At 64.5% G+C, this 25879-nt stretch carries 25 protein-coding genes; 3 read left to right on the top strand and 22 right to left on the bottom strand.

Annotated features, from left to right (window positions below):
• Positions 1–12: 12 nt before the first annotated feature.
• The 11 genes from rpsT to K9F62_16535 form a co-directional block, all read right to left on the bottom strand.
• Complete coding sequence (gene rpsT / locus K9F62_16585) at positions 13–282, bottom strand: 30S ribosomal protein S20 (protein ID UJX40301.1); 270 nt, start codon at positions 280–282, stop codon at positions 13–15.
• Positions 283–424: 142 nt separating this feature from the next.
• Entirely contained in the window at positions 425–2518 is a 2094-nt protein-coding gene (gene glyS, locus K9F62_16580; protein UJX40300.1) for a glycine--tRNA ligase subunit beta, read from the bottom strand.
• Positions 2519–2531: 13 nt separating this feature from the next.
• Positions 2532–3407: a glycine--tRNA ligase subunit alpha gene (locus K9F62_16575; GenBank protein ID UJX40299.1), complete on the bottom strand. Its 876-nt coding sequence runs from the start codon at positions 3405–3407 to the stop codon at positions 2532–2534.
• Positions 3408–3503: 96 nt separating this feature from the next.
• Positions 3504–4253 carry a DNA repair protein RecO gene (gene recO / locus K9F62_16570; protein UJX40298.1) on the bottom strand — a complete coding sequence of 250 codons (750 nt, stop codon included), beginning with the start codon at positions 4251–4253 and terminating at the stop codon, positions 3504–3506.
• A gap of 71 nt (positions 4254–4324) precedes the next feature.
• Entirely contained in the window at positions 4325–5698 is a 1374-nt protein-coding gene (locus K9F62_16565) for a DUF4115 domain-containing protein (GenBank protein UJX40297.1), read from the bottom strand.
• Between the two features lie 64 nt (positions 5699–5762).
• Positions 5763–6752 carry a SurA N-terminal domain-containing protein gene (locus K9F62_16560; protein ID UJX40296.1) on the bottom strand — a complete coding sequence of 330 codons (990 nt, stop codon included), beginning with the start codon at positions 6750–6752 and terminating at the stop codon, positions 5763–5765.
• A gap of 189 nt (positions 6753–6941) precedes the next feature.
• Positions 6942–8654, bottom strand: a complete 1713-nt coding sequence (locus K9F62_16555; GenBank protein UJX40295.1) for a peptidyl-prolyl cis-trans isomerase — start codon at positions 8652–8654, stop codon at positions 6942–6944.
• On the bottom strand, positions 8654–12106 hold the full coding sequence (mfd, locus tag K9F62_16550) for a transcription-repair coupling factor (GenBank protein UJX40294.1): 3453 nt from the start codon (positions 12104–12106) through the stop codon (positions 8654–8656). The genes K9F62_16555 and mfd overlap by 1 nt, the downstream gene beginning before the upstream one ends.
• Positions 12107–12314: 208 nt before the next feature.
• Positions 12315–12791 carry a chemotaxis protein CheW gene (locus K9F62_16545; protein UJX40293.1) on the bottom strand — a complete coding sequence of 159 codons (477 nt, stop codon included), beginning with the start codon at positions 12789–12791 and terminating at the stop codon, positions 12315–12317.
• Positions 12792–12910: 119 nt separating this feature from the next.
• Entirely contained in the window at positions 12911–13396 is a 486-nt protein-coding gene (locus K9F62_16540) for a hypothetical protein (GenBank protein ID UJX43231.1), read from the bottom strand.
• 82 nt (positions 13397–13478) lie between these two features.
• Positions 13479–14678 (bottom strand): aminopeptidase, encoded by a 1200-nt coding sequence (locus tag K9F62_16535; GenBank protein ID UJX43230.1) that lies wholly within the window; start codon positions 14676–14678, stop codon positions 13479–13481.
• Between the two features lie 185 nt (positions 14679–14863).
• On the opposite strand from K9F62_16535, the gene infA reads away from it, so the two are divergent.
• Positions 14864–15082 (top strand): translation initiation factor IF-1, encoded by a 219-nt coding sequence (gene infA / locus K9F62_16530; protein UJX40292.1) that lies wholly within the window; start codon positions 14864–14866, stop codon positions 15080–15082.
• A gap of 233 nt (positions 15083–15315) precedes the next feature.
• Here infA and K9F62_16525 read toward each other — a convergent pair whose 3' ends face one another.
• A complete protein-coding gene (locus tag K9F62_16525; protein UJX40291.1) occupies positions 15316–16923 on the bottom strand; it encodes an MBL fold metallo-hydrolase in 1608 nt (535 codons plus the stop codon).
• Between the two features lie 145 nt (positions 16924–17068).
• Between K9F62_16525 and K9F62_16520 the strand changes: the two genes are divergently transcribed.
• A complete protein-coding gene (locus tag K9F62_16520; protein UJX40290.1) occupies positions 17069–17725 on the top strand; it encodes a TIGR00730 family Rossman fold protein in 657 nt (218 codons plus the stop codon).
• A gap of 126 nt (positions 17726–17851) precedes the next feature.
• Positions 17852–18343: a GNAT family N-acetyltransferase gene (locus tag K9F62_16515; GenBank protein UJX40289.1), complete on the top strand. Its 492-nt coding sequence runs from the start codon at positions 17852–17854 to the stop codon at positions 18341–18343.
• A gap of 221 nt (positions 18344–18564) precedes the next feature.
• Here the strand turns inward: K9F62_16515 and K9F62_16510 are convergent, their stop codons facing one another.
• From K9F62_16510 to K9F62_16465, 10 genes are all read right to left on the bottom strand, one after another.
• A complete protein-coding gene (locus tag K9F62_16510) occupies positions 18565–19545 on the bottom strand; it encodes a hypothetical protein (GenBank protein UJX40288.1) in 981 nt (326 codons plus the stop codon).
• Between the two features lie 173 nt (positions 19546–19718).
• Complete coding sequence (locus K9F62_16505) at positions 19719–20006, bottom strand: hypothetical protein (protein ID UJX40287.1); 288 nt, start codon at positions 20004–20006, stop codon at positions 19719–19721.
• Positions 20007–20096: 90 nt separating this feature from the next.
• Positions 20097–20681: a hypothetical protein gene (locus K9F62_16500; GenBank protein UJX40286.1), complete on the bottom strand. Its 585-nt coding sequence runs from the start codon at positions 20679–20681 to the stop codon at positions 20097–20099.
• A gap of 37 nt (positions 20682–20718) precedes the next feature.
• A complete protein-coding gene (locus K9F62_16495) occupies positions 20719–21255 on the bottom strand; it encodes a hypothetical protein (GenBank protein UJX40285.1) in 537 nt (178 codons plus the stop codon).
• A 61-nt stretch (positions 21256–21316) separates the two neighbouring features.
• Entirely contained in the window at positions 21317–22306 is a 990-nt protein-coding gene (gene ilvC / locus K9F62_16490; GenBank protein UJX40284.1) for a ketol-acid reductoisomerase, read from the bottom strand.
• 13 nt (positions 22307–22319) lie between these two features.
• Positions 22320–22802: an acetolactate synthase small subunit gene (gene ilvN, locus K9F62_16485; protein UJX40283.1), complete on the bottom strand. Its 483-nt coding sequence runs from the start codon at positions 22800–22802 to the stop codon at positions 22320–22322.
• A 9-nt stretch (positions 22803–22811) separates the two neighbouring features.
• On the bottom strand, positions 22812–24509 hold the full coding sequence (ilvB, locus tag K9F62_16480; GenBank protein UJX40282.1) for a biosynthetic-type acetolactate synthase large subunit: 1698 nt from the start codon (positions 24507–24509) through the stop codon (positions 22812–22814).
• 2 nt (positions 24510–24511) lie between these two features.
• Entirely contained in the window at positions 24512–24745 is a 234-nt protein-coding gene (locus tag K9F62_16475) for a DUF465 domain-containing protein (protein ID UJX40281.1), read from the bottom strand.
• A gap of 24 nt (positions 24746–24769) precedes the next feature.
• Positions 24770–25111 (bottom strand): DUF167 domain-containing protein, encoded by a 342-nt coding sequence (locus K9F62_16470; GenBank protein UJX40280.1) that lies wholly within the window; start codon positions 25109–25111, stop codon positions 24770–24772.
• Between the two features lie 241 nt (positions 25112–25352).
• On the bottom strand, positions 25353–25664 hold the full coding sequence (locus tag K9F62_16465; GenBank protein UJX40279.1) for a YggT family protein: 312 nt from the start codon (positions 25662–25664) through the stop codon (positions 25353–25355).
• Between the last annotated feature and the right edge of the window lie 215 nt (positions 25665–25879).

The following is a 25879-nucleotide window of genomic DNA, read 5'->3' as shown; positions in this document are numbered from 1 at the left end:
GAAGGAAGCGCCCTAGGCCTGTTTGGTTTTGTTGACGGCGGTGGACAGGCGGGAAATGTTGCGGGCAGCGGTCTTCCAATGGATGATCTTCTTGCCGGCAGCCTTGTCCAGGGCCTTCGTGGCGGTGAGCAGCGCGGTCTCGGCGGCGGCGGTGTCGCCACCGGCCAGGGCCACGCGCACGGCCTTGATGACGTTGCGCACGCGGGTCTTCACCGCCCGGTTGCGAGCCCGGGCCAAGAGGCTTTGACGATGCCGTTTCAGAGCGGATTTATGATTGGCCAAGGATCGTTCCTCCATGTAGTGTTCGCTGAAGCAGATTTACTTATGCGAACTCGCATAATGCGTCAAGTAAAATGTTGATTAGCCGGGGGAGGGAACCCCTTTTTTCAAAAAGTTTCCCCCTGGCCGCCGGAGGCTCCCCCTCTTACACCTGCAACGCGGCGAAGTCGGCCACCCGGCCCAGGCGGTCGACCAGGGCCTTGAGCAGGTTGAGGCGGTTTAAACGCACGTCCATATCGTCGCACATGACCATGACGTTGTCGAAGAAGGCGTCAACGGTCGGGCGCAGTTCGTAGAGCACATCGAGCACGGCGGCATAGTCGCCGGAGGAAAACAGCGCGTCGTAGCGCGGAAAGACCGCCTCGCAGGCCGCGGCTAGGTCTTTTTCCGCCTGTTCTTCCAAGAGCTCGGGCTTGATGGCGCCGGAAAGCGGCACCCCGGCTCCGACGCCCTGTTTGCGGATGATGTTGGCCGCGCGTTTGAAGGTCAGCACGGCCTGGCCGAAGTCCGGCTTGGCGGCGAAGGCGGCCAGGGCCGTCACGCGCTCGGACAGGGCCGCGATGTCGGTAAACGACGCGCCGACCGCCGCCTCGACCACCAGGGTGTCGAAGCCGCGTCCGGTGAAGTAGGCCCGCAGGCGCTGGCCGAAGAAATCGAGCAGCTTGGCCAGAAGATGGGTGCGGTCCACCTTGAACTTCAGGTCGCCGTAACCGTCGATGGCCGCCTGGAGCAGTTCCATGAGGTCGAAGCGCAGCCCGTGCTCGATGACGATACGGCAGATGCCGAGCGCCGCGCGACGCAGCGCATACGGATCGGCCGCGCCGGTCGGGGCCATGTCGTTGCCGAAACAGCCGGCCAAGGTGTCGGCCTTGTCGGCCACGGACAGGAGCGCTCCGGCCAGGCTGGCCGGCACCGGGCTGTCCGGTCCGGCCGGCAGGTATTGTTCGCCCACGGCCCGGGACACGGCCTTGGACTGGCCCTTGCGCCGCACGTAGATGCCGCCCATGATCCCTTGCAATTCGGCGAATTCGCCGACCATATCCGAAACCAGATCCACCTTGGCCAGACCGCCGGCTTGCGAGGCTTCGAGCATGATCTCGGGTTTGCCGGCCAGCTCGGCCACCACCCCGCACAGCCGCTCGAGCCGACGGGCCTTGTCGCGCATGCTGCCAAGGCCGGCCAGAAAAACCACGCTTTCGAGCTTTTTCTGCCAGGTCTCGATGTCGGTGGCCAGATCGGCTTCCCAGAAAAAGCGCGCGTCTTCCAGGCGGGCCGTCAGCACCCGCTGCCAGCCCCGACGCACCAGTTCGAGGTCGGCCGGCATGAGGCCGAGGGTGGTGAGGAAGACCGGCAGCAGTCCGCCCTTCCCGTCCTCCACGGCAAAGCTTTTCTGGTGCGATTCCATGCTGGTAATCAGCACCTCGCGCGGCACGTCCAGGAATTTGGGGTCGAACCGGCCGAGGATCACCACCGGATGCTCGGTCAGGCCCGTGACTTCCATCAGCAGCGACGGATTGATGACCGCGGTGCCGCCGGCTTCGGTCGCCAGCTTCTCGGCCTGGGAGCGGACCATGGCCTCGCGTTCCCGGGCGTCCAGGATCACCTTGCCCTGGTCGCGGATGACGGCGAAATAGTCCTTGGCCGTGGCGATGGAAAAGGGACCCGGGCCCATGATGCGGTGCCCGCGCGTTTCCCGGCCCGAGGCGATGTCGTCCAGGGAGAAAGGCACCACCGCGTCGTCGAGCAGGGCCACGAACCAGTGCACCGGGCGGCCGAAGGCGAATTCCCGGGCCCCCCAGCGCATCCGCTTGGGAAAGGACAGCTTCTTGACCACGTCCTGGCAGATGGCGGGCAAAAGAGCCATGGCCGTCTCGCCGCCCACGGTCTTGCGCAGGGCCAGATAACGGCCCTTTTCCGTTTCCATGACGAACACGTCGGCGACGTCCTTGCCCTGGCCCTTGGCAAAGCCCGAAGCGGCGGGCGTGGGGTTGCCCGAGGCATCGAAACCCACGCGCTCGGGCGGGCCGGTGACGACTTCCTCTTCACGGGGCGAGGCGTCGGGCAGTTCCGGGATGCTCACCACCAGGCGGCGCGGCGTGGCAAAGGCGGCCACGGTGTCGCAGCCAAGCTTGACCTGGGCCAGCTCTTCGGAAAAAAGCGCCCGGGCCTCCTCGGTCAGTCCGGCCAGAAACCGGGCCGGCATCTCCTCGAATCCGATCTCGAACAGAAAATGGGGCATGGCATGGAGTCCTTTATGCGCTTTGATTGAGGAGGGGGTAGCCGAGTTCCTTGCGCTGGGCGGCGTAGAGCCGGGCCAGCCCCGAGGCCAGGGCGCGCACCCGGCCGATGTAGCCGGTGCGTTCGGTAATGGAGATGGCCCCCCGGGCTTCGAGCATGTTGAAGGCGTGGGAACACTTGAGGCAGTAGTCATAGGCCGGCCAGGCCAGACCAAGCTCGCAAAGCCGCCGACATTCCTTCTCGCAGGCGTTGAAATGATGGAGCAGCATGGCGGCGTCGGATTCCTCGAAATTGTAGCGCGAATGTTCGTATTCGCCGCGCTGGTGGACTTGCCCGTAGGTCACGTGCTCATTCCAGGCCAGGTCGTAGACCGAGTCCTTCTGCTGCAGGTACATGCAAATGCGCTCAAGGCCGTAGGTGATCTCCACGGAGACCGGCGACAGATCGATGCCGCCAACCTGCTGGAAATAGGTGAACTGGGTCACTTCCATGCCGTCGAGCCAGACTTCCCAACCCAGGCCCCAGGCGCCGAGGGTCGGCGATTCCCAGTCGTCCTCGACGAAGCGGATATCATGCTCGCGGGCATTGAAACCGATGGCGGCCAGACTCTCCAGGTAGAGGTCCTGGATGTTGTCCGGGGAGGGTTTCAGGATGGTCTGGAACTGGTAATAATGCTGGAGACGGTTGGGATTTTCGCCGTAGCGGCCGTCGGTGGGCCGACGCGAAGGCTCGACATAGGCGGCCTTCCAGGGTTCAGGGCCGATGACGCGAAAGAAGGTGGCCGGATTGAAGGTGCCGGCGCCGACCTCGGTGTCGTAGCCCTGGACCACCAGACAGCCGGACTTGGCCCAGTAGTGTTGCAGCGTCAAGATGAGATCCTGAAAATACATGGTCGCTCCGATTTCAAGGTTACGCCGCCGGCCGGGCCGGGGCGCCGGGGCGGAAAAAAACGTCGGGCATGGCCGCAGCCGAAAAAGCGTCGTCGGTCAGGCGCGCACGAAGCCCCCCTGCTCCCAGGCCAGGCCCAGATGGTAGCGCACGAGCAGGTCCACGGTCCGGGAAAACTCCCGGGCCGCCGACGGCTCGGGACGGCAGGACGCCCAGGCGCACGGGTCGCCGGAGACGGCCAGTCCAAGCAGGGTCAGCGCTTCGCCGCAAAGATGCTGCCGCACGCCGTGGTCCGCGCCATGCCGGCAATCCGGACAGGTCAGCCGGCCGGCCTCCACATGGCAGACGGCTTCGTCGTCCGCCAAGGGCTTGCCGCAGACGGCGCACCGGTCGCAAACCGGAAAAGTGCCGTGCAGGGTCGCGAGCCTGGCCCGAAAAAAAAGCGGAAAAAGCGCCGACGGCGCGGACGCGTTTTCCAGGGCGGCCAGCATGGCCCGCAACAGCGCATAGGCATCGGCCGCGCCCTGGGGACCGATATGCACGGCCTCGAAAAATTTCAAGCAATTGATGGCCATGCCCAGGCGCGAGGGATCGTGGCGCAGGTTGGTCGGGGCGTCAAGCAGCCTGGCCTCGGTCAGGCAATGATACCCGCCACGCCCCGAACGCCGCACCTTGAAGCGGACATGGTTGAGCGGGTCCAGGCAGCCAAGAAAACGACGGCGGCTTTTCATGCCGCCGAACGCGAAGGCCGTATACCCGCCACGTACCGGAGAGAAAAGCCGTACCCAGGCGTCGATTTCCCGAAACCGTCCCACCTTGAGCACGAGAGCCTGTTCGGAAAATTCCATGGCCGTCTCGAAGCGTTGCCTGGCCGCCCTCCGGCGAAAACGGTTTTCCGCCGGAGGGTTCCTGTGTTGGTTTAGGGAAACCGGATGGTCTTGCTTTCGCCCTTTTCGGTCGTGACGGGCGTTTCCTTGCCAGCGTAGCGAAACACCACGCTGCTCGGATTGCCCAGGCGGATCTCGACCTTTTCATCGAAGGGCACCGTGAGCCGCTGCCCCTTTTTCACGTAGATTTCCTTGGACGGTCCCTTGTCCGGCGTGACGATGACCCAGCTGCCGTCCTGGCCGTAGATCTCGACTTCCTTGGCCGTGGCGGCGGCATCGCCGGCGGCGGGTCCGGCAGCAGCGGACTGCGTCGGGGCCTGGGCCACAGCCGGGGCGGCAGCTGGCGGCGTTTCGGTCGCAGCCGGCGTCTTGGCGGCCTCGGCCTCGGTCTTCTTGGCCACGAACTTGAGGGTTTTCACCGCGCCCTTGGTGGCCTGGAGCGGATAGAGCTTGTTGTCGAAGCGGATTTCCACCGCGCCGGCGTTGCCCAGGCGCACGAGCAGGTAATCGGCGAAGCGGCCCTGGAAGGTGTCGCCTTTGGCCAGCATGGCCTCGCGCATGGAGCCGCCGTCCGCGCCGGCCTGAATCCAGCAGCGGTCGTTGGCCGTGATGACGACGGTATGGGGACCGGCCTCGCCCACGGACAGGGTCGGCGCGGACGGAGCGCCCGGCGCGGGCGGCGCCGGTTCGGGCGCGGGGGGGATGGACGCATGGGCGCCTCCGGCGGCCGGACCGCTGGTGGCGATATCCTGGGTGACCTGATCTTCGGGGGTGGGAGTCGGCGCGGCCGGTTGGGTCGCCGGAGCCGGCGGCAGCGTCGTGGCATCGGCCGAAGCCTGTTCCGGAGCCGACGGCGCGGCCGGTTCGGCCGGCTTGGCCACGGGCACGGTCGGCACGGGCCGTTCCGGTTCCCCGGCGGGCTGCGGCGGCGCTGCCTTGGGGGTCGGTTCGACCGCGGCCTGGGGGGCCGGGGTTTCCGGTTCGGCACCGGACTTGTGCAGGACATGGCCGTAGAGATACCAGCCGAGCCCCGCCACGATGAGCACGATGACGACAACGACGATGGCCGGCACGACCGGGAACTTCGAGGACGACTTGATGGTGCAGCCGCAGTCGTCGTCGGGCACGCCTTGCAAAATCGGTGCGCTATCGAGGGCCGGTTCCTCGGGTTGATAAACCTCGGACAGCCTTTTGGAAAAATCTTCCTGATCCACGCCAAGCAGCTTGGCGTAGTTTTTTATGAATCCCTTGGCGTACACCGGGTGAGGCAGATGGCTTGCATTGCCCTCCTCGATGGCCGTCAGACAGCTGCGCGTGATCTTGATCTTGTCCGACACGGCCTCGATGGAAAGGCCCTGCCGTTCCCTTTCCTCACGCAGCATTGTCCCTAACTCGCTCAAATCCATAGAAAAACTCCTCTATAACCACGGCGGCGGGCGGGAGGGACACCCGTGAGGCGAACCGGGGTCGTTACAGCTTGACCTCGATAACCGCCTTGGACCGCAGATTGTCCATATAGTCCTGGAAGAGCTTGTCGAATTTCTGCTTGTACAGCGTTTCCTGAATCTGGTTCCGGACGCTCTCGAAGGACGGTCCGGCCGCCGCTGCCGGCTGGGGGGCCTTGGCCGGGGCCGGGGCGTTCCCGGCGCGCAGCTTGAGCAGCACGGCCTTGCCGTCGAGCATCACCGGCTGGCTGACCTGGCCGGCCGGAACGGCGGTCAGGGCGTCACGCAACGGCGGGGCCAGGTCCTTGACCTGCACGTCGCCCAGGTCCCCGCCCTGATCCCGGCCGGGACCGACGGAAAACTTCCGGGCCGCATCGGCGAAGGTGATCGTCCCCGCGCTGATCTTCTGGCGCAGTTCCTCGGCCTGTTTTTTACTGGGCACCATGATGAAGCTGATGTTGCCGGAGACCTTGGGGCCGAGAATCGACCTCGTGGTCGGCAGGGAGCCTTTGTTTTTTTCGTAGTAGTCCCGGATCTCATCGTCGGTGACCAGGACCTTGCGGTGCACCATGAAGCCGAGCAGCCGCTTCTTCATGCTGTCCTCACGCATGCGTTTCCGGAACTCCTTGAGCGTGAGTCCTTCCTTGGCCAGTTCGGCCAGGAACTGCGTCTGCGTCAGGTTGTTTTTCTTTTTCAGCTCATCGATCTGGGAATCGAGCTCGGTTTCCGAAACCGTGATCTTGAGCCGGGCGGCTTCCTGCTCGATGAGGATATCGTTGATCATGGACTCCAGGACCTGACGACGCAACTCCTCGGCCCTGGGGTCGCCGGGCGCGAACGAGATGCCCTGGGTGCGCTGCACAAGGTCGGCCACGCGCGAGTCGAGGTCGAACAGGGTGATGAGCTTGCCGTTGACCACGGCAACCACCCTGTCCACCAGTTGCGCCGCATGGGCGGAGCCGGACAATGCAACCAACAGGCTTATGATGACGAGGCATTTGGGAAGGCGAGGCAAGGTATCTCCTCCATGCGGGGCTTTTCAGGCATGATCGGCAAGGTGCGCCTCCCGGGCTGACGCGTTCCCTGGTTGCAAAGCCGTGACTGCGCCTTCCTCCTCCCAGGCTGACGCAACCGCGTATCCGGGGCCTATAAACGTTTTTGCCAGCCCAGGCAACGGCGTCGGGCGGGCAAGGCGCGGCCGGATTCAAGGAAATTCAAGACTCCGATTTTCCTTGTTGCCGACTGCGACCGTTTGCTCCCGACCGGCGTGGCTGTAGCGCAGCTCGCTAGGGCTGCCCAGCCTGACAACGAGTTTTTTCGTATATGTAATCTCATAGGGCTTGCCCGGTTTGAGATAGACCCGCTTTTCCTCGCCCTCGTCCACGGAGTAGCGAATCCAGCTCGCCTTGATGGCCGTGAATTCCACCGCGCCACCGCCGGACGGCTGGACGGGAGAAGCGGGCCGCGTGTCGATTGGCGCGGCCTTCGCCGTATCCGGCTGCGGCGAAGGCGCCGCGTCCGCAACCGCAGCAGGCGGCGCCGGAGCCGGTTGGGCTTCTTTCGCGGCATCGGAAGGGACGCTCGGCGCAGCGACCGTTTGGACCGGTTCGCTCGCGACCGGTGCTGCGGGGGCGGCCTGATCCGGTTTGGTCGACGTTTCCCCGGTTGCGTCCTGCTTCGGAGGCTCGGCCGGCGTCGCCGGCGCGGATGGTCCGGTCTGACCGGTTTGCGGGGCCGGCTCGGGCGCTCGGGCGGCGGGCGCTTGCGGGGTTTCCTTTTGCGCCGGGGCCGCGCTTTGCGCCTCGGCAGCGATTGCCGTCCGCGCCGGCTCGGGCCTGGATTCCGGCCGGGCTTCGGCGGGCAAAGCGCCCCTGGCGCGTTGAGCCAGGTCCGACCGGACGGCGGCGTCTTCCCGGGCCAGGCCCGCCTCGTCGCGGGCGTCCGTCGCGGCCACGGTGTCCTTGCCTGGCGACATGGCGGCCAGCAGTTCCTTGTTGACGGAAATCTTGGTGGTGCGCAGCGTTTCGGCCAGCCAGGCGGCAAAGGCCTTGGCCGTCTGGCGCCCGGCCAGGATGGCCTCGACCCGGGTGTAGGCCTTGGCCGGATCGATCACCGTGGCGGGCAGACGCTTTTGCAGGATGCAAAAAAAGCTCGCCCCACCGCTGGTCAGGATCGCCGAGGGCTCGCCGTCCTTGAGGTCTTTGAGCGCTTCGCGCCAGGAAGCGGGGAGATTTCTTTCCGGCAACACCGCCTCCTGGACCGTGATGCCGGCATGCCCGGCCAGGCTTTCCACCCTGAACCCGGAGCGGCGATAGGCGGCCAGGGCCGCCTTGACGGCCGCGCCGTCGCGCCCCTGGACCCGGGCCAGCCGCACCCGGGGGGGGATGGTGAAGGCGTCGATGTGTTCTTTATAATAGTCCGCCGCCTTGGTCACCTCCACCCGCACGTCCGGGCGCAACACCTCATGGGTGAACTTCTCCAGGGCCAGCCGGTCGGCGAGCATCGCCCGCCAGCGGGCCAGGTCGATGCGCTCCTCCAGGAGCATGCGCTCGAAGCTGTCGCCGGGGTAATCGGCGCGCACCCGCTTCTCGGCGGCGTCCAGTTCCGAGGCGGTCACGGACTCATGCCGCCGGGCCAACTCCTGGCGTATGAGCCGGGCCACGATCATGTCGGCCAGCACCTTGCCGTAGGCGGCGCGGAGCGTCTCCACGGGCGGATTGTCCACCTCGGGCAGGCCGATCTCCCCCAGGTCGTGGCGGGCCTCCACATCGGCCAGCCGGATGGGGGACCCCGCCACCACGGCCACCACGCCGGGTTCCCTGGCCACGTCCCGGCCGCAACCGCCAAGGGCCGGCAGGACGAAAACGGCCAACAGGCACAGGGCGAGGCCTCGGGGCGACAACGCGGCGGCGCGCATTACGGCGCTTCCTCCTCGGCTCCCAGAGCGGCCAGTTCCACGATCCAGCCGGTAATGGCCTCGGGCAGCGGCATGTTGGCGTCGAGGGGCAGGGACAGGCGTCCCGGGGGCAAAAGCCGCACCCCCTCGCCCCGTGTCGCGGCAAAAGCCACCAAACGCTCCGGCGAAACGGCCGCGCCTTCGGCCCCGAAAGAAACCACCAGCCTGGTGGGCGCGATCTCGGCCTTGGTGCCGCCAAGCCTGGAAAGAAGCTGTTTGAGGGCCAGAACGGCCCGAAAATTTTCCACCTCGACCGGCGGCGGCCCGAACCGGTCGCGCATCTCGGCCATGAGTTCCGTCAGTCCCTGCTCGGTCTTGGCCGTGGACAGGGCCTTGTAGAGCCGCAGCCGGTCCGAGGCCTCGGGCACGTAGCGTTCCGGAATGCGGGCGGCGACGCCAAGCGTCAGCTCCGGCTCGGTGCGTTCCTTGACCGGCTCGCCCTTGAGCCGCCCCACTTCCTCGGCCAGCATTTCCAGGAACATGTCGAGGCCTATGCGGGCGATGTGCCCGGACTGGGCCTCGCCCAGAATATTGCCCGCCCCGCGCAGGCGCAGGTCTTCCATGGCCACCTGGAACCCGGCCCCGAGGTAGTCCATGTCCAGGATGACGCGCAGGCGCTTTCTGGCCAGCTCCGGCACCCGCTCGAGGCTTGGCACCACGAAATAGGCGTAGGCCTGCCGCGGCGAGCGCCCCACCCGGCCACGCAGCTGGTAGAGCTGCCCCAGGCCGAACATGTGGGCGTTGTCCACGATGAGCGTGTTGGCCCGGGGAAAGTCCAGACCGGATTCGATGATCGAGGTGCACACGAGGATGTCGGTCTCGCCGTGCCAGAAGCCGTGCATGGCTTCTTCCAGGGCGGACTCCGACATCTGGCCGTGGGCCATGGCCACCTTGGCCTCGGGAGCCAGGGACCGCACGAACGCAGCCACTTCCTCCAGGCCCTGGACGCGGTTGTGCACCCAGAAAATCTGCCCCTGGCGTTCCAGCTCCCGGCGCAACACCTCGCGCAAAAAAGCCGGGTCGCGCTCGACCAGCGCCGTTTCCACGGTCTTGCGCTCGGCCGGGGGCGTTTCGATGACCGAAAGGCCCCGGACCCCGGACAGCGACAGCTGGAGGGTGCGCGGGATGGGCGTGGCCGTCAGCGTCAGCGCGTCGATATTCTTCTTGAAGGCCTTGAGCCGTTCCTTGTGCTTGACCCCGAACCGCTGTTCCTCGTCGAGGATCAAGAGGCCGATGTTGGGGATGGTCACGTCGGAGGATAAAATGCGGTGGGTGCCGATGAGGATGTCCACCTCGCCGCGCGAGACGGACTCGAGCACCACCTTACGGCGCTTGGGCGAAACGAAGCGCGAGAGCATTTCCACCCGCACCGGGAAACCTTCCAGCCGGGCCATGAAATTCTGGTAGTGCTGCTCGGCCAGGACGGTGGTCGGGCAGAGCATGGCCACCTGCTTGCCGTCGAGCACGGCCCGGAATGCGGCTCGAAGCGCCACTTCCGTCTTGCCGAAGCCCACGTCGCCGCACACGAGCCGGTCCATGGGTTCCGGGCGCTCCATGTCGGCCAGCACCTCGGCGATGGCCTTTTCCTGGTCCGGCGTTTCCTCGAAGCCGAAGGTGGCCTCGAACTCCAGGTACAGCTCGTTGGTGGGACCATAGGCATAGCCCTTGGCCACCTGCCGGTAGGCGTACATTTCGACCAGATCGGCGGCGATGCGCTCGATGGCCTTTTTGGCCCGCTCCCGCACCGATTTCCAGCGCGCCCCACCGAGCCGGTCCAAGGGCGGCGTCGCGCCTTCGGGGCCCTTGTAGCGCTGCATCAGCCCCAGCCGGTCGGCCGGGAGATACAGTTTGTCCTCGTCGGCAAAGACCAGGAGCAGAAAGTCGCCGCCCGTGGCGTCCACGGTCATGCGGGTGAGCCCTTCGAAGCTGGCCACGCCGTAGTCGCGGTGGACCACCAGATCGCCCGGCCGGATGTCGTCAAACGAGGTCAGCCCCTTGAAATCCTTGTCCCGGCTGCGCCCGGCCCCGGCCTTGGCGGCATCGGGGTGCAGAATGTCCTCGGGCAGTACGCGCGTGTCGCGCCAGGCAAGCTCCATGCCCTGGCGCAGATCCGAGATAAGCGCGAAAAGGCCCGTTTCGCCGGCGCTGTAGCCGGTGCGAAAGGTCAGCCCCTCGGGCTCGATCATCTGGAGAAACTTCTTGCGCGACCGCTCGCCGTGGAAGGACAGAATGGTCTGGCCGTGGCCGCTCCACTCCTTGAGCGCCGCGGTCAGGGTGGTCCATGGTCGCTTGTCCGAGCCGGGCTTCCAGAAAAGGTCGCCAAAGCGCTCCAGGGCTTTTTCCGCCATGTCCGGGCCATGGCGTCCCCGTCCCATGACCAGGTCCTCGAACAGGACGCGCCGGCCCGCGACCAGGGATTTGCGGGCCATGTTCTCCGGCCACAACACCCGGGACGTGGGCCAGGGATGCCCTTGCTCCTTGGTCTGGGCCTCGAAAAACCGCCGCCAGGCGTGCTCGGTCTCCTCCAGCCGCTCCTTGACCCGGGTGGGATCGTCGACGATCCAGACGGCGTCGTCCGGGCACCAGGCGGCCAACTCCACCGGGCGTTCATAGAAAAGTCCCGGCCAGATGCCGCCGTCCCCGGCCTCGATGGCTGCCTCCAGCCGGGTCTTGGCCGCGCGGTGGAGTTCCCCCGTACCGGCGATGGTCTCCCAAAGCGTCGCGGCCTGCTCCTTGAAGGTTTCGGAGAGCACGGCCGGAGCCGCCGGCAACAGCACCGCCTCGGTCAGCTCGGCCAGGGAGCGCTGGGACCCGGCGTCGAAGCGGCGGGCGGTTTCCAGGGTGTCGCCGAAAAATTCCAGGCGCAGCGGCGAATCGTACCCCGGAGGAAAAATATCCAGGATGTCGCCGCGAAGCGAGAACTCGCCGGGATTCGTCACCATGGGGGCGCGCTTGTAGCCCCACAGCACGGCCTGCTCGGCAATGAGGTCGCGGGGCAGCTCCTCGCCCACGGCCACGGTCAGGATGTTGCCTTCCAGCGCCTGGCGCGGCGGCCATTTGGGCAACAGGTTGTCGGCGGAGAAAAGCAGCACGCGCGGCCCGGTGCCCATGGCGGCAAAGGCCAGAAAAGCCATGCGCCGGGCCCAGAAGGCCCCGCTCGGCAGGCCCGGGGCGTAGGACGGCAGGGACATGGACGACGCGCCCCACAGCTGCCGTTGCGGCTTGGGGGCCACAAGGTCGAGCAGGGAGGCGATCTTGGTCAGCTCGTGAATGCCCGGGGTCACCACCACGGCGGATTGGCCGCGGGAAAGGGCTTCGGCGGCCAGAAACGCCAGGGTGGCGGGGCCGCTTTTGTAGACCGAGGCGGAATCGGGACTGGCGAGCAATTCGGAAAGCGCGGGGGTACGGGACAAGGCGTGCCTCGTTGAAAATACGGGATGGCCGCCGTCACTTGCCTGTGACGGCGGCCGGAAACGTCTTTCGGTGCTGGGCCGCCCGGAGCCACAAACCGCTTACGCGGCGGCGGCGCTCCAGGCAGGTTTTATGAAAAAAACAACCATTTCCTGGCGTTATGACGCGAGCATGTTGTGACAAACACCCCTTTCGGGAGAGACGGCTCCGTTAGAAGGAACCGAGCATGTCGCGCTCTTCGCCGGAAAGCAACTTGTCGAGGTCGAGCAGGATCAGCAGACGATCCTCAAGCTTGCCAACGCCACTGATGTACTCGGATTCGAGTCCGGAAACGACGGGTGGTGGCGGCTCCACCGTGCTGGCGGGTATGCGCAGCACCTCGGAGACGGAATCGACCACGAACCCGACGATCATGTTGTTGATCTCGATGACGATGATCCGGGTATGTTTATCGTGGTCACGCGTGGACAGGCCGAAACGCCGGCGCAGGTCGATGATGGGAATAACCTTGCCCCGCAGGTTGATGACGCCCTCGACGAAATCCGGAGCGCGCGGAACCTTGGTGATATCCATCATGCGGATGATTTCCTGCACGCTGAGGATATCCACGCCGAACTCTTCCTCGCCGATACTGAACGTAACGAGCTGGAGAAGTTCGGCATCCTGTTTTTTGAGGGTTTCCTCCATGCGGCAAGCTCCCGTTTATGTGGTGTGGCCGCGCAGGCGGCGGCAAAAGCGTGGCTATTCGAGTACCTATCCAATTCTTCCCGGTTTATGCAAGCGACATCCCGGGAAAACCTCGAAAACTAGTCGCCGGAGGTTTCGGCGCGAAGCTCATCCGGGGTCATGCTCCAAAACGGGAAGCCATCCCTGGTGCGGCGAACCTTCAATTGGGTATTCTCGCCCTTTTTCACCTTGACGGCCAGCAGCACATCATGCCCGTCCACTTCGGCCCAGGCGCCGACGATCTTGACCTGATCGCCCTCCTTGAGGCCTATGGAACCCAGATCAACGAAATCCTTGGGCCCCAGATGGACGGTCTCCAGACTCTTGTCCTTTTTATCCTCGACCTGCAAGGCGACGCCCGTCGCCATGCCGTCAAACGGGGTGATGTCGTAGATCTTGACCACCCTGCCCTTCATGGAATCGACTTCCTTGGGATCGAAAAGCTTATCGTACTCGCTGCCTTTTTCCCAACCCTTGATATCGGGTTTGGCCTTGGAACCGGCATGGGCGACGCCGGCCAGACAGACGAGCATGCTAAGACAGAGCAACACGGCAAGCTTGCGCATGGGCTTCTCCTCGAAACACAATTCCCGGCAGCGGCCGCAAGCCGCTGCGACAAGCAGGCGATACGGCTCCCTGACCGCCGCGTCAATAGCGGAACTGTCCGTTTTCATACAATGTCACGTCACGGCCGTCGGTCAAGTGGGCGCGTACACGCTTGGGTTCGGTGTTGACCAGGTCCCAGTGCAGGGCCGAGTCGTTGAACCCGAGTTCCTCCTTGCGCGCGCTGTCGAGGCTGGCCGGATCGCCGTCAAAGGTGTCGGAGTAGGAGCTTCCCACGGCAACATGGCAATTCCCGTGCGGGCCGCCGAAGTTCTCGTCATAAAGCGTGTTGGCCATGAACATGTCGATCTTGGAAAACCGCTTGTCCGTGAGCGAAAATTCCCCCAGACGCGAGGCCCCGGGGTCCATGGAAAGCTGCTTGCGCACGAATTCGGCGCCCTGGTCGGCCGCGATATCGGTCACCACGCCATTCTCGAAGGTCAGGCGCACGCCGGTGACGTAGTTGCCGCTGCGATACGACGGCTGGTCGGCGTAGTACCGGCCGGAGGTGCCGCGCCAGTCCGGAGAGGTGAAAATCTCGAAACTCGGGATGTTGTGGCCGGAAAGCCCGAGCCACCGCCGGTGTTCGCCAGGGGTCACCTTGAGGTCCACGTTGTCCGATTCGATGTGCAGGTAGCTGGTCTTCATGCCGTCGAGCCAGGCCTTGATCTCCCTGGCGTCCTCGTAAAGCTTGCGCCACAGGGCGACCGGCTCGGGTTCCTTCAGGAAGCAGGCGGCCGCGACCTGGGCGGCGTATTCCCGGGCCGTCATGCCCGCCTTGGCGGCGAGCTCCTTGGTGGGGAAGATGCACAGCGTCCAGCCGAATTCGCCCCGTTCTTCCCGGCGCACCAGAATGTCGCGCAGGGGTTTTCTGGCCAGGGCCGCCGTGGCGATGCGCTTGGGGTCGATGGCGCTTAAGTGGGTGAGGCTGTCCGGGGCAAGCAGATGCATGGCCCCGTGAATATGTTCGTGCAGCACGGCCTGTCCCGGGGTCTGGAAGATGAGCTGGGCCTCGTCGGCCTTGTCGTAAAATTCCGTTTCCATGCGCGGGGTGAGCGTCAGGCGCGGCACGGGATTGAGGCCGCGGGCAAGCAGTTTGCCGTAAACGGCCTCGGCCAGACGCAGGGCGGCGAGATCGAACTGGACGAGCACGACGTCGCCGGGCTTGTAGGGCTCGACCCGGGAGGTGGTCAGGCCCCACAGCAGGACGTCGGCGTATTTGTCGCATTGGGAGCGCGTCAGCACGGTATGTTCCTTTTCGACGCAGCATAGCCCCAAAAGGCGGCCGGCGGCAAGGACCGGGCCGGGCAACACGCCTTTCCCCCTCACCGCGCTTGCCAGAAGGCAAAAAAACGACTATCTGCATAGGTTCACATGAAAACACACAGGCGGACGCCGTTTTTTCGCGCGCCGCCAGGAGGATATTTTTTATGGCCAAGGAAGGTGCCATCGAGGTCGACGGCAAGGTCCAGGAAGCCCTGCCCAACGCCATGTTCCGCGTGGAGCTGGAAAACGGCCACGAAGTGCTGGCCCATATCTCCGGCAAAATGCGCAAGTTCTACATCCGCATCCTGCCCGGCGACCGGGTCAAGGTTGAACTCTCCCCCTACGACCTCACCCGCGGCCGTATCACCTACCGCCTCAAGTAAGCCGTTTTGCGGCGCATGGCCGCTCCGGCCGGGCGGCACGGACCAAGCTGTCCCGTCTCGCATGTAACGAACGTGCGAGAGGGGACTTCCTTTGAAAAAAGTCGTCGCCCCTCCAGTGCTCTCCCCTGCCGAGACTTTTCAATGGTGACGTGTGGAGCGTCTTTGGAAGAGGGGCCAGGGGGAAGCCTTTCGCCAAGAAAGGTTTCCCCCCGGAAGCTTTCTCTCCCCTCTCCCTACATCTCCGACAGCACGCGCAGCATGTCGCCGTCCACGGCCGCGAGCCGGCGGCGGAAGTCTTCCTGTTCTTCGGCCGAACGGGCGGCAAGCTTTTCCTTGCGATCCTTCAAGAGCCGCAACCGGTCCTCCATGGCGCCGAAAATGGCATCCCAGTCGATACGTGGCCGGGCCTTGGCCTCGTCGGTGGACACCACCGGCTCCACGCCCGGGGTGAGGACATATTCGTCGAGATAGCCTGGAATGCGGACCTTGAGCCCGAAACGTTCCCGCACCAGGCCGGCCAGCACGTCCAGGGCCTTTTGCTCGCCGTGGACCAGAAAAACCTGCGGATGGTTCACCTTGAAATGCGTGAGCCAGGTGAGAATCTGGCTTTGCCCGGCATGGGAGGAAAACCCGCCAATGGTGAACACCTTGGCATTGACCGCCACCTCCTCGCCGAGCAGCCGAAGGACCTTGGCCCCGTCCACGATCCTGCGGCCCGGGGTGCCCATGGCCTGGAAGCCGACGAAGACGATGCTCGCCTCGGGACGCCAGATGTTGTGGCGCAGATGGTGCTTGACCCGGCCGGCGTTGCACATGCCGCTGGCCGAGATGACCACGGCCGGTCCTTGGAGCGTATTGATCTCCCGGGACTGTTCCGTGGTTTCCGTGAAGCGCAGGCCCGGCAGGGACAGGGGGTCCTCGCCACGATTGTAATAGGCCTGGGCGGCGGCGTCGAGGTATTGGGGATTGCGCCGGAAAATCTCGGTGGCCTTGATGGCCAGCGGGCTGTCCACGAACACCGGCATGTCCTTGGGCAGTTTGCCTTCCTTGAGGAGCAGGTGCAGGCAGTACAGCACCTCCTGGGTCCGTTCCACGGCAAAGGCCGGAATGATGACCTTGCCGCCCCGGGCATAGCTGTAGGCGATGGCCTCGGCCAGTTCATCGCGGCTGGCGGACTCGTTTTTGTGGTCGCGGTCGCCGTAGGTGCCCTCGAGAAAAAGGTAGTCCGCGTCCACCGGCTTGGCCGGGTCGTTGACCAGAAGCTGGGAAGGCCGGCCAAGATCGCCGGAAAAAAGCATGCGGGTCCGTTTCCCGTCCTGTTCGAGACTCAGTTCGATGAAGGCCGAGCCCAGAATGTGGCCGGCGTCGTGGTAGATGGCCGTAACACCCGGGGTCGGGGAAAAAGGCTCCCCGTAAGGCACGGCCACCAGCCGGCCCACGGTGGCGGCGGCGTCGGCCCGGGTATAGAGAGCCTCGACTTGCCGTCCGCCATGGCGCCGGCTTTTGCGGCTGGCCCACTCGGCTTCCATCTCCTGGATGTGGGCGCTGTCCTCGAGCATGATGCCGAGCAGTTCCTTTGTCGGCGGCGTACAGTAGATCTTGCCGGAAAACCCCGTCTTGACCATGCGCGGCAGCAGCCCGCAATGGTCCATGTGGGCGTGGGTCACAATGAAGAAGTCCATGCGCCTGGGGGCATAGACGTCGGTGTCCTGGTTGCGGTCCTCAATGGATTCGCTGCCCTGGTGCAGGCCGCAGTCGATGGCGAACCGGGTATTGTCGGTTTCGATCACATGGCAGGAGCCGGTGACGGTCCCGGCCGCGCCGAGAAATTTGACCTTCATGGAGCCTCCGGATAATGGCTTGCCCGACTTGATCATCCATCTCCAAGGGAGCACAATCAGGATTGCGGGCGGTTGGTCGAGGCCGCCGTGTACTGCGTTTGGCCGATCCTGAAAAGCCCCGGGACGCACAACCGAGGGAGGGCGCATGACCGCGTCTCGCCAATATCTTATCGACGATCTGTCGGTGACCGAATCCTGGCGGCTTTTCCGCATCATGGCCGAAATCGTGGACGGCTTCGAGGTCCTGGGCGACGTGCGGCCGGCCGTGTCCATTTTCGGCTCGGCCCGTGTGCCTGCGGACGATCCGCTCTACGGCGAGACGGTAAAGCTGGCCGATCTTTTGAGCCGTGCCGGCTATTCGGTCATCACCGGCGGCGGTCCGGGCCTCATGGAAGCGGCCAACAAGGGCGCGGCCGATGCCGGCGGGGATTCCATCGGTCTGCACATCCACCTTCCCCTGGAGCAAAAGCCCAATCCCTACCTGACGATCAAAAGCGACTACCGCTATTTTTTCGTGCGCAAGCTCATGTTCGTCAAATACGCCGTCGCCTACATCGCCATGCCCGGCGGCTTCGGCACCCTCGACGAGGTCTCCGAGGCGCTGGTGCTCATCCAGACCAAACGGATCAAGCCATTTCCCATCATTTTTCTGGGCTCGGCCTTTTGGAGCGGGCTTATGGACTGGTTTCGCGGCACGCTGCTGACGCGCGGGTTCATTGCCGAGAAAGACCTGGACCTCTTTACCGTCCTCGACACGCCAGAGGAGGCGGTACAGTTCATTCAGCGCCACGTCATCCTTTAGGATCGCCGCCGCAAACAGTGTAAATCCGAGTGGCTGCAAGCGGAATAAGGCGCATGGCCTCCTGGACACAACGACGGCCTTGCCCCATCCGCAAGGCGCGCCAAGGGACTTAGAAGGGGCGCAGCAATGCATCTGACACCAGGCTCGAAGATCCTGCCGCTTGGCACCGGCATCGCCCCGGCCACGGACATGGCCGTGGTGCGGCTGCTGTTTCAGGAATACGCCGACGGACTGGGGTTCGACCTGTGCTTTCAGCATTTCGACGAGGAACTGGCGGACCTGCCCGGCTGCTACGCCCAGCCCCAAGGCGGCATATGGCTGGCCTGGATGGAGGGCATGCCGGCGGGATGCGTGGCCCTGCGCCCCCTCGAAGCCGGGCTGTGCGAAATGAAACGGCTTTTCGTGCGTCCGGCCTATGCCGGCCAGCGGCTTGGCCGGGGGCTGGCCGAAGCGGCCGTGGATGGCGCCCGGGAACGCGGCTACGAAGCCATCCGCCTGGATACCCTCACCACCATGACCGCCGCCAACGCGCTCTACCAAAAACTCGGCTTCGTCCCTATCCCCCCCTACTGCCACAATCCCCTGCCCGGTGCCTTGTTTTACGAATTGAAGCTTTAAAGGTGAAGAGGATGCGAGAGGATGAAGAGGATGCGAGAGGGGAAACCCTTTAAAAAGGGTTCTCCCCTCTCGCGCTCTCCCCTTCCTAAAGTTTATAAATTGGTTAGGTGTATCCTTCCGTAACAAGAAGCCGTTCTCGCTAAAAGTCTTTTGAAAGGGGGTCTGGGGGAAAACTTTTCTTCAGAAAAGTTTTCCCCCAGAAAGTTTCCCCTCAGTCTCTTCTACCAACGGCGTCCCAGGGCTTCCGCCCAGACGGGGCTGACCAGGGCCTGAAACGACGCGCCGACCTGGTCGGCCGGGATGCGCTCCCCGCCGAGTTCCACGTCGCGCATGTAAAATAGGCGCGCCGGCATCGGGCCGGCGTCGCCGGCAAAGGCGTTTTCCGGAGCCAGCCGCAGCCAGTTCCGCCCCGCTCTGTCCGAGCCCCAGACCGCTTCGGGCAAAAAGGCCGCATGATCGAGGCGACTGCCCAAGGCGCCAAAAAGGGCACCGCTGATGGCCGAAAACGGCTCCTTGTAGAGTCGGCGGCCGCACGACGGCAGGGTTTCGTTGGTCACGCAGGCGATATTCCCTTGCGGAACGTCGTTGTAGATTGCGGATGTGGTCGCGTCGCCACTGACCACCCGCCCCACTCCCAGCGTGGCCAGCAGCGCATCGGCCCGGGCCGCCACCTGGGGCAGATGTTCCACGCCCCAAAGGCGGGGCGCGGCATAGCCATGGCGTTTGGCCAGCAGATATTGGCCAAGAAGCAAAATGCCCGTGCCGGTCCCGAGGTCCAGGCCGACGAACTCCCCTGCCCCGGGCGTGACCTCGCGCCGCAGCAGCGCGTCGAGCAGATGGACGGTCTTGGGGATGTCGAAAAGCATTTGCAGGGCGAAGCCGTGATGCAACAGCACCCGGCGTAAGGCATCCTGCCCCGCCAGGGCCCGGCAACCGCCCCGGCGACGGGCGAACCGGCCGGCGAGTAAGGTGGCGTCTTCCAGGGAAACCGCCTCGCCGAGCCGCTCGGGATGGACGTAGGCATGGGCGTAGGCCAGGCACAGGCTGGCCAGCCCCCCGGCCGTGACAGGCGTCCGCTCCCGGCCAAGACGTTCGATATGCCCGGCCAGGGAATCCGCCACAAAGATATCTTCGGCCATGACCGGCCCAGGCGGCGGCTCGCGCTCCAGGAGCCGCAACACAGCGGCCCGCAACTCATCCATGGCGGTAATGCATTTGAAAAGAAAGGAACCGGGGGAAAACCTTTCTGGAGAAAGGTTCTTCCCCCGGGCCCCCTTTCCAAAGACTTTTCCCGGGAGAAGGTTTAGGAAGGGGAGAGCGCGAGAGGGGATAACCCTTTGCAAAGGGTTTCCCCTCTCGCATGCCCCCCCCCTTCTTAATACTGATACAGCGCATCGAAGCAGGTGTAGGTGTCGTCGAAGCCGTTCTGGTAGCAGACCTGGGCCGCGTCATCGATATAACGCACGTCCTCCATGGGGATGCGGTACTGCTTGCCCGCGATCCACATATGGTACAGGCGCTTTTCGGTATCGAGCACGAGCGGCGGATCGGCGTAGAAGGTCTTGTTGTCGTTGAGCTCGACGAGATAGGTGTGCCGGGCGCAGCCGGAACAGAAAAGAACCGACAGGGCAAGGCAGGCAAGCAACAGGCACATGGCGCGCATGGGGCCTCCCCGCGCCGTCCGGGCGCGTGCTGATGGTTCCTGGGGCGGACTTTCTTCCCGCTTGCCCGCGTTAAAAAAGGCGTCGCCCGGTCAGGGAGAAACGGGTTGGCGCGTCTGACCGCCGCTGCCCGCCTCTGGAAAGAGCGTCGCCGCCTGGCGGAAATAGGTTGCGGCCGCCGCGATATCCCGGCGGGCCTGGGTAAGCTCCACTGAAACGGGCAGGTCACCCACGTTTTTTTCCGTGAGTCCCATCCACTCCAGCTCCTTGTCCAGCTTGCCGGCGATGATGCCGAGTCCGGTGTGGATAAGCCCACCCATCCGGTCCACATCGACGGGGCAGGCGGTGTCGAGCTGGTTGTAGACGAAGATCATGTCGCCGGCATTGAGGAAGATCTCCCAGCAGGCGGACAACGAGGCGCGAAGGGCCAGCACGTCCTTGATGCGCTCGGTGTTGCCCTCCTTGACCAGTGACGTGTAATAATCCGTGACCTTGAGCAGATGGTCGTAGATTTTCGCGCTCTGGCCCGAGAAGAAGGCGGAAAAGGCCCTGGTGTCGACCTTGGCCGCCAGGGCCTGCCCCGGCGTTAGGGGCAGGACCAGACCAGCCAGCACAAGGGCGGTCATGAAAAGGCGCATGAGGCGACCGACCGGCCGCGACGAAAAACAGGCGTGCATCGGCGTTCGTGGCGGGCGCAGCCGCCGCCGGTTCGAATCAGTTCTCGTTGTCGGCCATGCCATTGAGCGGCGCCAGAGCGGCCTTGGCCTGCAGTCCCGTCACCTGGGCCGTACTCAGGCGTTCGGCGCTGGCATCACGCAGTTTGATGGCCCGGTCCTTGTACTTTTCGCCAAGCGAGGAAGAAGCGGCAGCCAACGTCGCGAAATAATACGCGTTGGCATCGCTTGCCGGCACGCCGGCATAGCCACGGCTGTACACGTCGGCCAGAACATACCGGGCATAGCCGAAGCCGGCATCCGAGGCCTGGGTCAGCCAGGCAAGGCCCTGGCGAAAATCCTGGGCCACGCGGTCGCCGTTTAAATAGGCCACCCCCACCTCGCACTGCGCCCTGGGGTCGCCGGTGCGGGCCTTGGCCAGCATGGCGGCAAAGGTGGGCTGGGCGTCGACTTCCACGGCCTTGGACGCATCGGCCGTGCTTCGGGCCGAAGCGGTCAAGGGACAACATACGACGGCAAGCAAAAGGGCAGCGGCACAGGCTGACAAACGTCTTCCAGAATGGACGCGATCAGGCATGAACATCTCCTTCGAAACGCGGCCGCCCCCGAAGGCACGGCCGCGCCATCGCGTCAAAGAACTACTTCTTGAGCCAGCTCATCATGTCGCGCAGCTTGGCTCCCACTTTCTCCACCGGATGGTCGGCGTTGAGGCGGCGCATGGACAGGAAATGAGCCCGGCCGGACATGTTCTCCACGATGAATTCCTTGGCGAACGTGCCGTCCTGGATTTCCTTGAGCACCCGCTTCATCTCCTTGCGCGTCTCGTCGGTGACGATGCGCGGGCCGCGGGTGTAGTCGCCGTATTCGGCGGTGTCGCTGATGGAATAGCGCATGCGGGACAGGCCGCCCTCGTAGATCAGGTCCACGATGAGCTTCATTTCGTGCATGCACTCGAAGTAGGCGCTCTCGGGCTCGTACCCGGCTTCCACCAGGGTGTCGAAGCCGGCCTTCATGAGTTCGGCCACGCCGCCGCACAGCACGGCCTGCTCGCCGAAGAGGTCGGTCTCGGTCTCTTCGCGGTAGGTCGTGGTGAGCACGCCGCTGCGGGTGCCGCCGATGCCCTTGGCGTAGGCCAGGGCCAATTCCAACGCCTTGCCGCTGGCGTTCTGGTGCACGGCCACCAGGCAGGGCACGCCGCCGCCCTCGGTGTAGACGCGGCGCACCAGATGGCCCGGGCCCTTGGGCGCGATCATGGTCACGTCCACGTCGGCCGGGGGCACGATCTGCTGGTAGTGGATGTTGAAGCCGTGGGCGAACATGAGCATCTTGCCGGCCTTGAGGTTCGGCAGGATGTCTTTTTCGTACAGCGACCGCTGGGTCTGGTCCGGAACCAGGATCATGATGACGTCCGCAGCGGCGGCAGCCTCGGCGGCGGACATGGGAACGAAACCGTGCTCCTTGGCCAGATCCCAATTGGGCCCGCCGGGACGCTGGCCGATAACCACCTTGACGCCGGAATCGCGCAGATTCTGGGCATGGGCGTGCCCCTGGCTGCCGTAGCCGATGATGGCGACGGTCTTGTCCGCCAGCAGGGAAAGGTCGGCGTCCTGGTCGTAATAAATCTTCATTGTAGCTCCTTTTTTATTCCTGCATGCCGCGCCGCATGGCCACGGCGCCGGTGCGGGCGATTTCCTTGATGCCGAAACGCTGCAACAGATTGATCAGCGCGCCGAGCTTGTCCTGGGTTCCCGTGACCTCGAGGATGAGCTCGTCGAGACTCACGTCCACCACCTTGCAGCGGAAGATGTCCACGATGCGCAGCACTTCTGCCCGCTTGGCGCCCTCGGCGTCCACCCGCAGCAACATCATTTCGCGTTCCACGGACTTGACGTCGGTCAGGTCCACGACCTTGAGCGTGGTGACGAGTTTTCGCAACTGCTTGATGATCTGTTCCACGATGGCTTCGTCGCCTTCGGTGGTGATGGTCATCATGGAAAGGCCCTCGGTCAGGGTCGGGGCCACGTTGAGCGTTTCGATGTTGTAGCCGCGACCGCTGAAAAGCCCGGCCACCCTGGAGAGCACCCCGGGTTCGTCTTCGACCAGAATGGAAAGAATGTGGCGCATGGGCGGCTCCTAGACGAGAATCATCTCGGTTATGGACTTGCCGGCCGGGACCATGGGCGCAACGTTCTCCTCGCGATCGACGACGACGTCCACGATGACGGTCTTGGGCAGGGCGAAGGCCTCGGTCAGCACGGATTCGACTTGCCCCGGGTCGGACACGCGGAAGCCGGCCGCGCCGTACGCCTCGGCCAGCTTGACGAAGTCCGGGGCCACGTCGAGACAGGTGGAACAGTAGTTTTTCGCGTAGAAAAGCTCCTGCCACTGGCGAACCATGCCGAGGTAGCCGTTATTCAGGATGACGATCTTGACCGGCAGGCCGTAGCAGACGGCCGTGGCCAGTTCCTGGATGCACATCTGGATGGAGCCGTCTCCGGCCACGTCGATGACGAGACGGTCGGGAAAGGCCACCTGGGCCCCGATGGCGGCTGGGAAGCCGAAGCCCATGGTGCCGAGCCCGCCGGAGCTGATAAACGACCGGGGCTTGGTGAACTGGTAGAACTGGGCGGCCCACATCTGGTGCTGGCCGACCTCGGTGGTGATGATGGCCTCGCCCTTGGTCAGGCGGGAAATGATCTCCACCACGTACTGCGGCTTGATGACGTCCGTGCCCTGCTCGTAAGCCAGCGGCTTTTCCTCCTTCCAGCTTGCCAGACGGGCGAGCCAGGGAGTGTCGCGGACCGGAGCGGCAGAGGCGTCGGAAACATCGGCCTCCAGCGTCTGGCGCAGCGCCATGAGGAAGCTCTTGCAGTCGGCCACCACCGGAATGCCAGCGGCCACGTTTTTCTGGATCGAGGTGGGGTCGATGTCGATGTGCACGATCTTGGCGTTTTTGGCGAATTCGCTGAGCTTGCCCGTGACCCGGTCGTCGAAGCGGCTGCCCACGGCCAGGATCAGGTCGGCACCGCTTATCGCCATGTTGGCGGCGTAGGTGCCGTGCATGCCGAGCATGCCGAGCCACAGCGGATCGTCGGCCGGAAAGCAGCCCAAGGCCATGAGCGTGGCCGTGACCGGGATGTTGAAGGTGCGGGCCAGCCAGGTCAGGTCCTCGGAGGCATTGGAGGCGATGACGCCGCCGCCGGCGTAGATGATGGGCTTTTTGGCCTTGCGCACCACGTCCGCGACCTTGGCCACCTGCTTGGGGTTGGGGGCGTAGGTGGGGTTGTAGCTGCGCATCTTGATCTGCTTGGGGTAGTTGTAGACGCACTTGGCCTGCTGCACGTCCTTGGGCAGGTCGATGAGCACGGGCCCCGGCCGGCCGGTCGCGGCCAGATAGAAGGCCTCCTTGATGACCTTGGGCAGGTCGCGCACGTCCTTGACCAGGAAATTGTGCTTGGTGCAGGGACGCGTGATGCCGACGATGTCCACTTCCTGGAAGGCGTCGTTACCGATAAGAGGGGTCGGGACCTGGCCGGTGATGATGACCACCGGCACGGAATCCATATAGGCGGTGGCAATGCCGGTTACGGCATTGGTGGCTCCGGGGCCCGAGGTCACCAGGCATACGCCTACCCTGCCCGTGGCCCGGGCATAACCGTCCGCGGCGTGGATGGCTCCCTGCTCATGGCGCGCCAGCACGTGTTGCAGCAGGGGGTAGTTGGGAAGCTGGTCGTAAATGTCGATGACCGCTCCTCCAGGGAAGCCGAAAACGACTTCCACGTCCTCGCGGCGCAAGGATTCGAGGAGGATCTGGGCCCCGGTGAGTTCCATGTCTACTGGTCCTCCGCCTTGCGGTATTTTCTGAGGAGCGTTTCGATGCGAGTCTTTCCGGACAGCTTTTTCTTCTTGATTTCCTTAAGCTCGGTCTCTTCAGCGGGATTCAGGAAGGGTTTGCCTTCCATCTTATTCAGGATCTTCTCGAACGCGATATGCTCCTCGTACAGGCTTTTGAGTTCCGGGTCCGCCTCGCCGTACTTGGCAATGAGATCCAGATCGCGTTGGTCCATGGCAAAGACTCCTTGTTGACGGTTCTAGTCACATCCCGTCTCGGTCGCGATGGACCAATCGGGTTCGGACTCGGCGATGATACGCACAATCTTTTTCCGGGATTTTTCCCCGGACACGATACGGACCTGCCGGGGGCGCACCCCGAAGCACTCTGCCAGAAACGCGGTGAGCGCGGCATTGGCCTGGCCTTCGACGGCCTTGGCTCGCAGCCGCACCCGCAGCCTGTCCTCGGCCAGTCCGGCCAGGGCATCCCGACTGCCGCCGGGAGTGACGGCCACCCGCAGCGTCCAGCCGCCCTCCCCGTCCGCCGCGGCGAAGACGGGCATCGCCGGGGTTGCGGTCCGGATTTTCGTCGACGCGGCCATATCAGGACCCCGCCATCGTCGGGCCAAAGGCCGTGGCCACGCGCGCAGACGCCCCGACCAACGGACGGACCGCATTGCGCCGGCTGTTTCCGGACTGGCTGAAGGAAAACATCCGATTCGTTACGCTTCGCGTCTCAACGATCACGGCTATCGCGCCCGGACTGCAGGCGGCCTTCGGCAGGCCGCCCGGTTGGCGTCATTTGGGGCATAGACACGCGCATGCGCGAACTCCGGCTCCGTGTTACATACGCCCCAGGCCAATGCCGCCCAGCCGCATCAGGGTGGGCACCAGGAACCACTGCAGAAACTGCACGGCCAGGATGGCCACAATGGGCGAAAGGTCGAAACCGCCTATGGACAGAAAGGGCAGCCAGCGCCGAAGGCGGTAGAATACCGGATCGGTCATGGCCCGCAGGAATCGGACAATGGGATTGTACGGATCGGGACGTACCCAGGACATGAGCGCGGCGATCACGATAATCCAGAAGTAGAGGGAGAGGACGATGTCCAGAACCCTGGCCACCGCAACCAAAAAATATCCAATGATATCCATGTATCTTCCTTTCGCATGCAGCGCTTACGCAAACGCGCCGTAACGTAAAAATGGCACAGCGGCGGCCATTAATCAAGACAATTCCCGCCAGCCAAGGCCCGGCGGGGCCTCCCGGCCCGGCTGCCGGTCCTTTCGCCCTGGAAAAAACGGGTCGCCACGCCTTGGGCCCCGGTGCGAATCCGGGACGCCATGGCCCTGCCCACGCCTGGGAAAAC

This window comes from Desulfovibrio sp. JY, from assembly GCA_021730285.1.
In the GTDB taxonomy this organism is placed as follows: Bacteria; Desulfobacterota; Desulfovibrionia; order Desulfovibrionales; family Desulfovibrionaceae; genus Solidesulfovibrio.
Note: the sequence above shows the minus strand (reverse complement) of the source record. Positions and strands in the feature narration are given on the sequence as shown.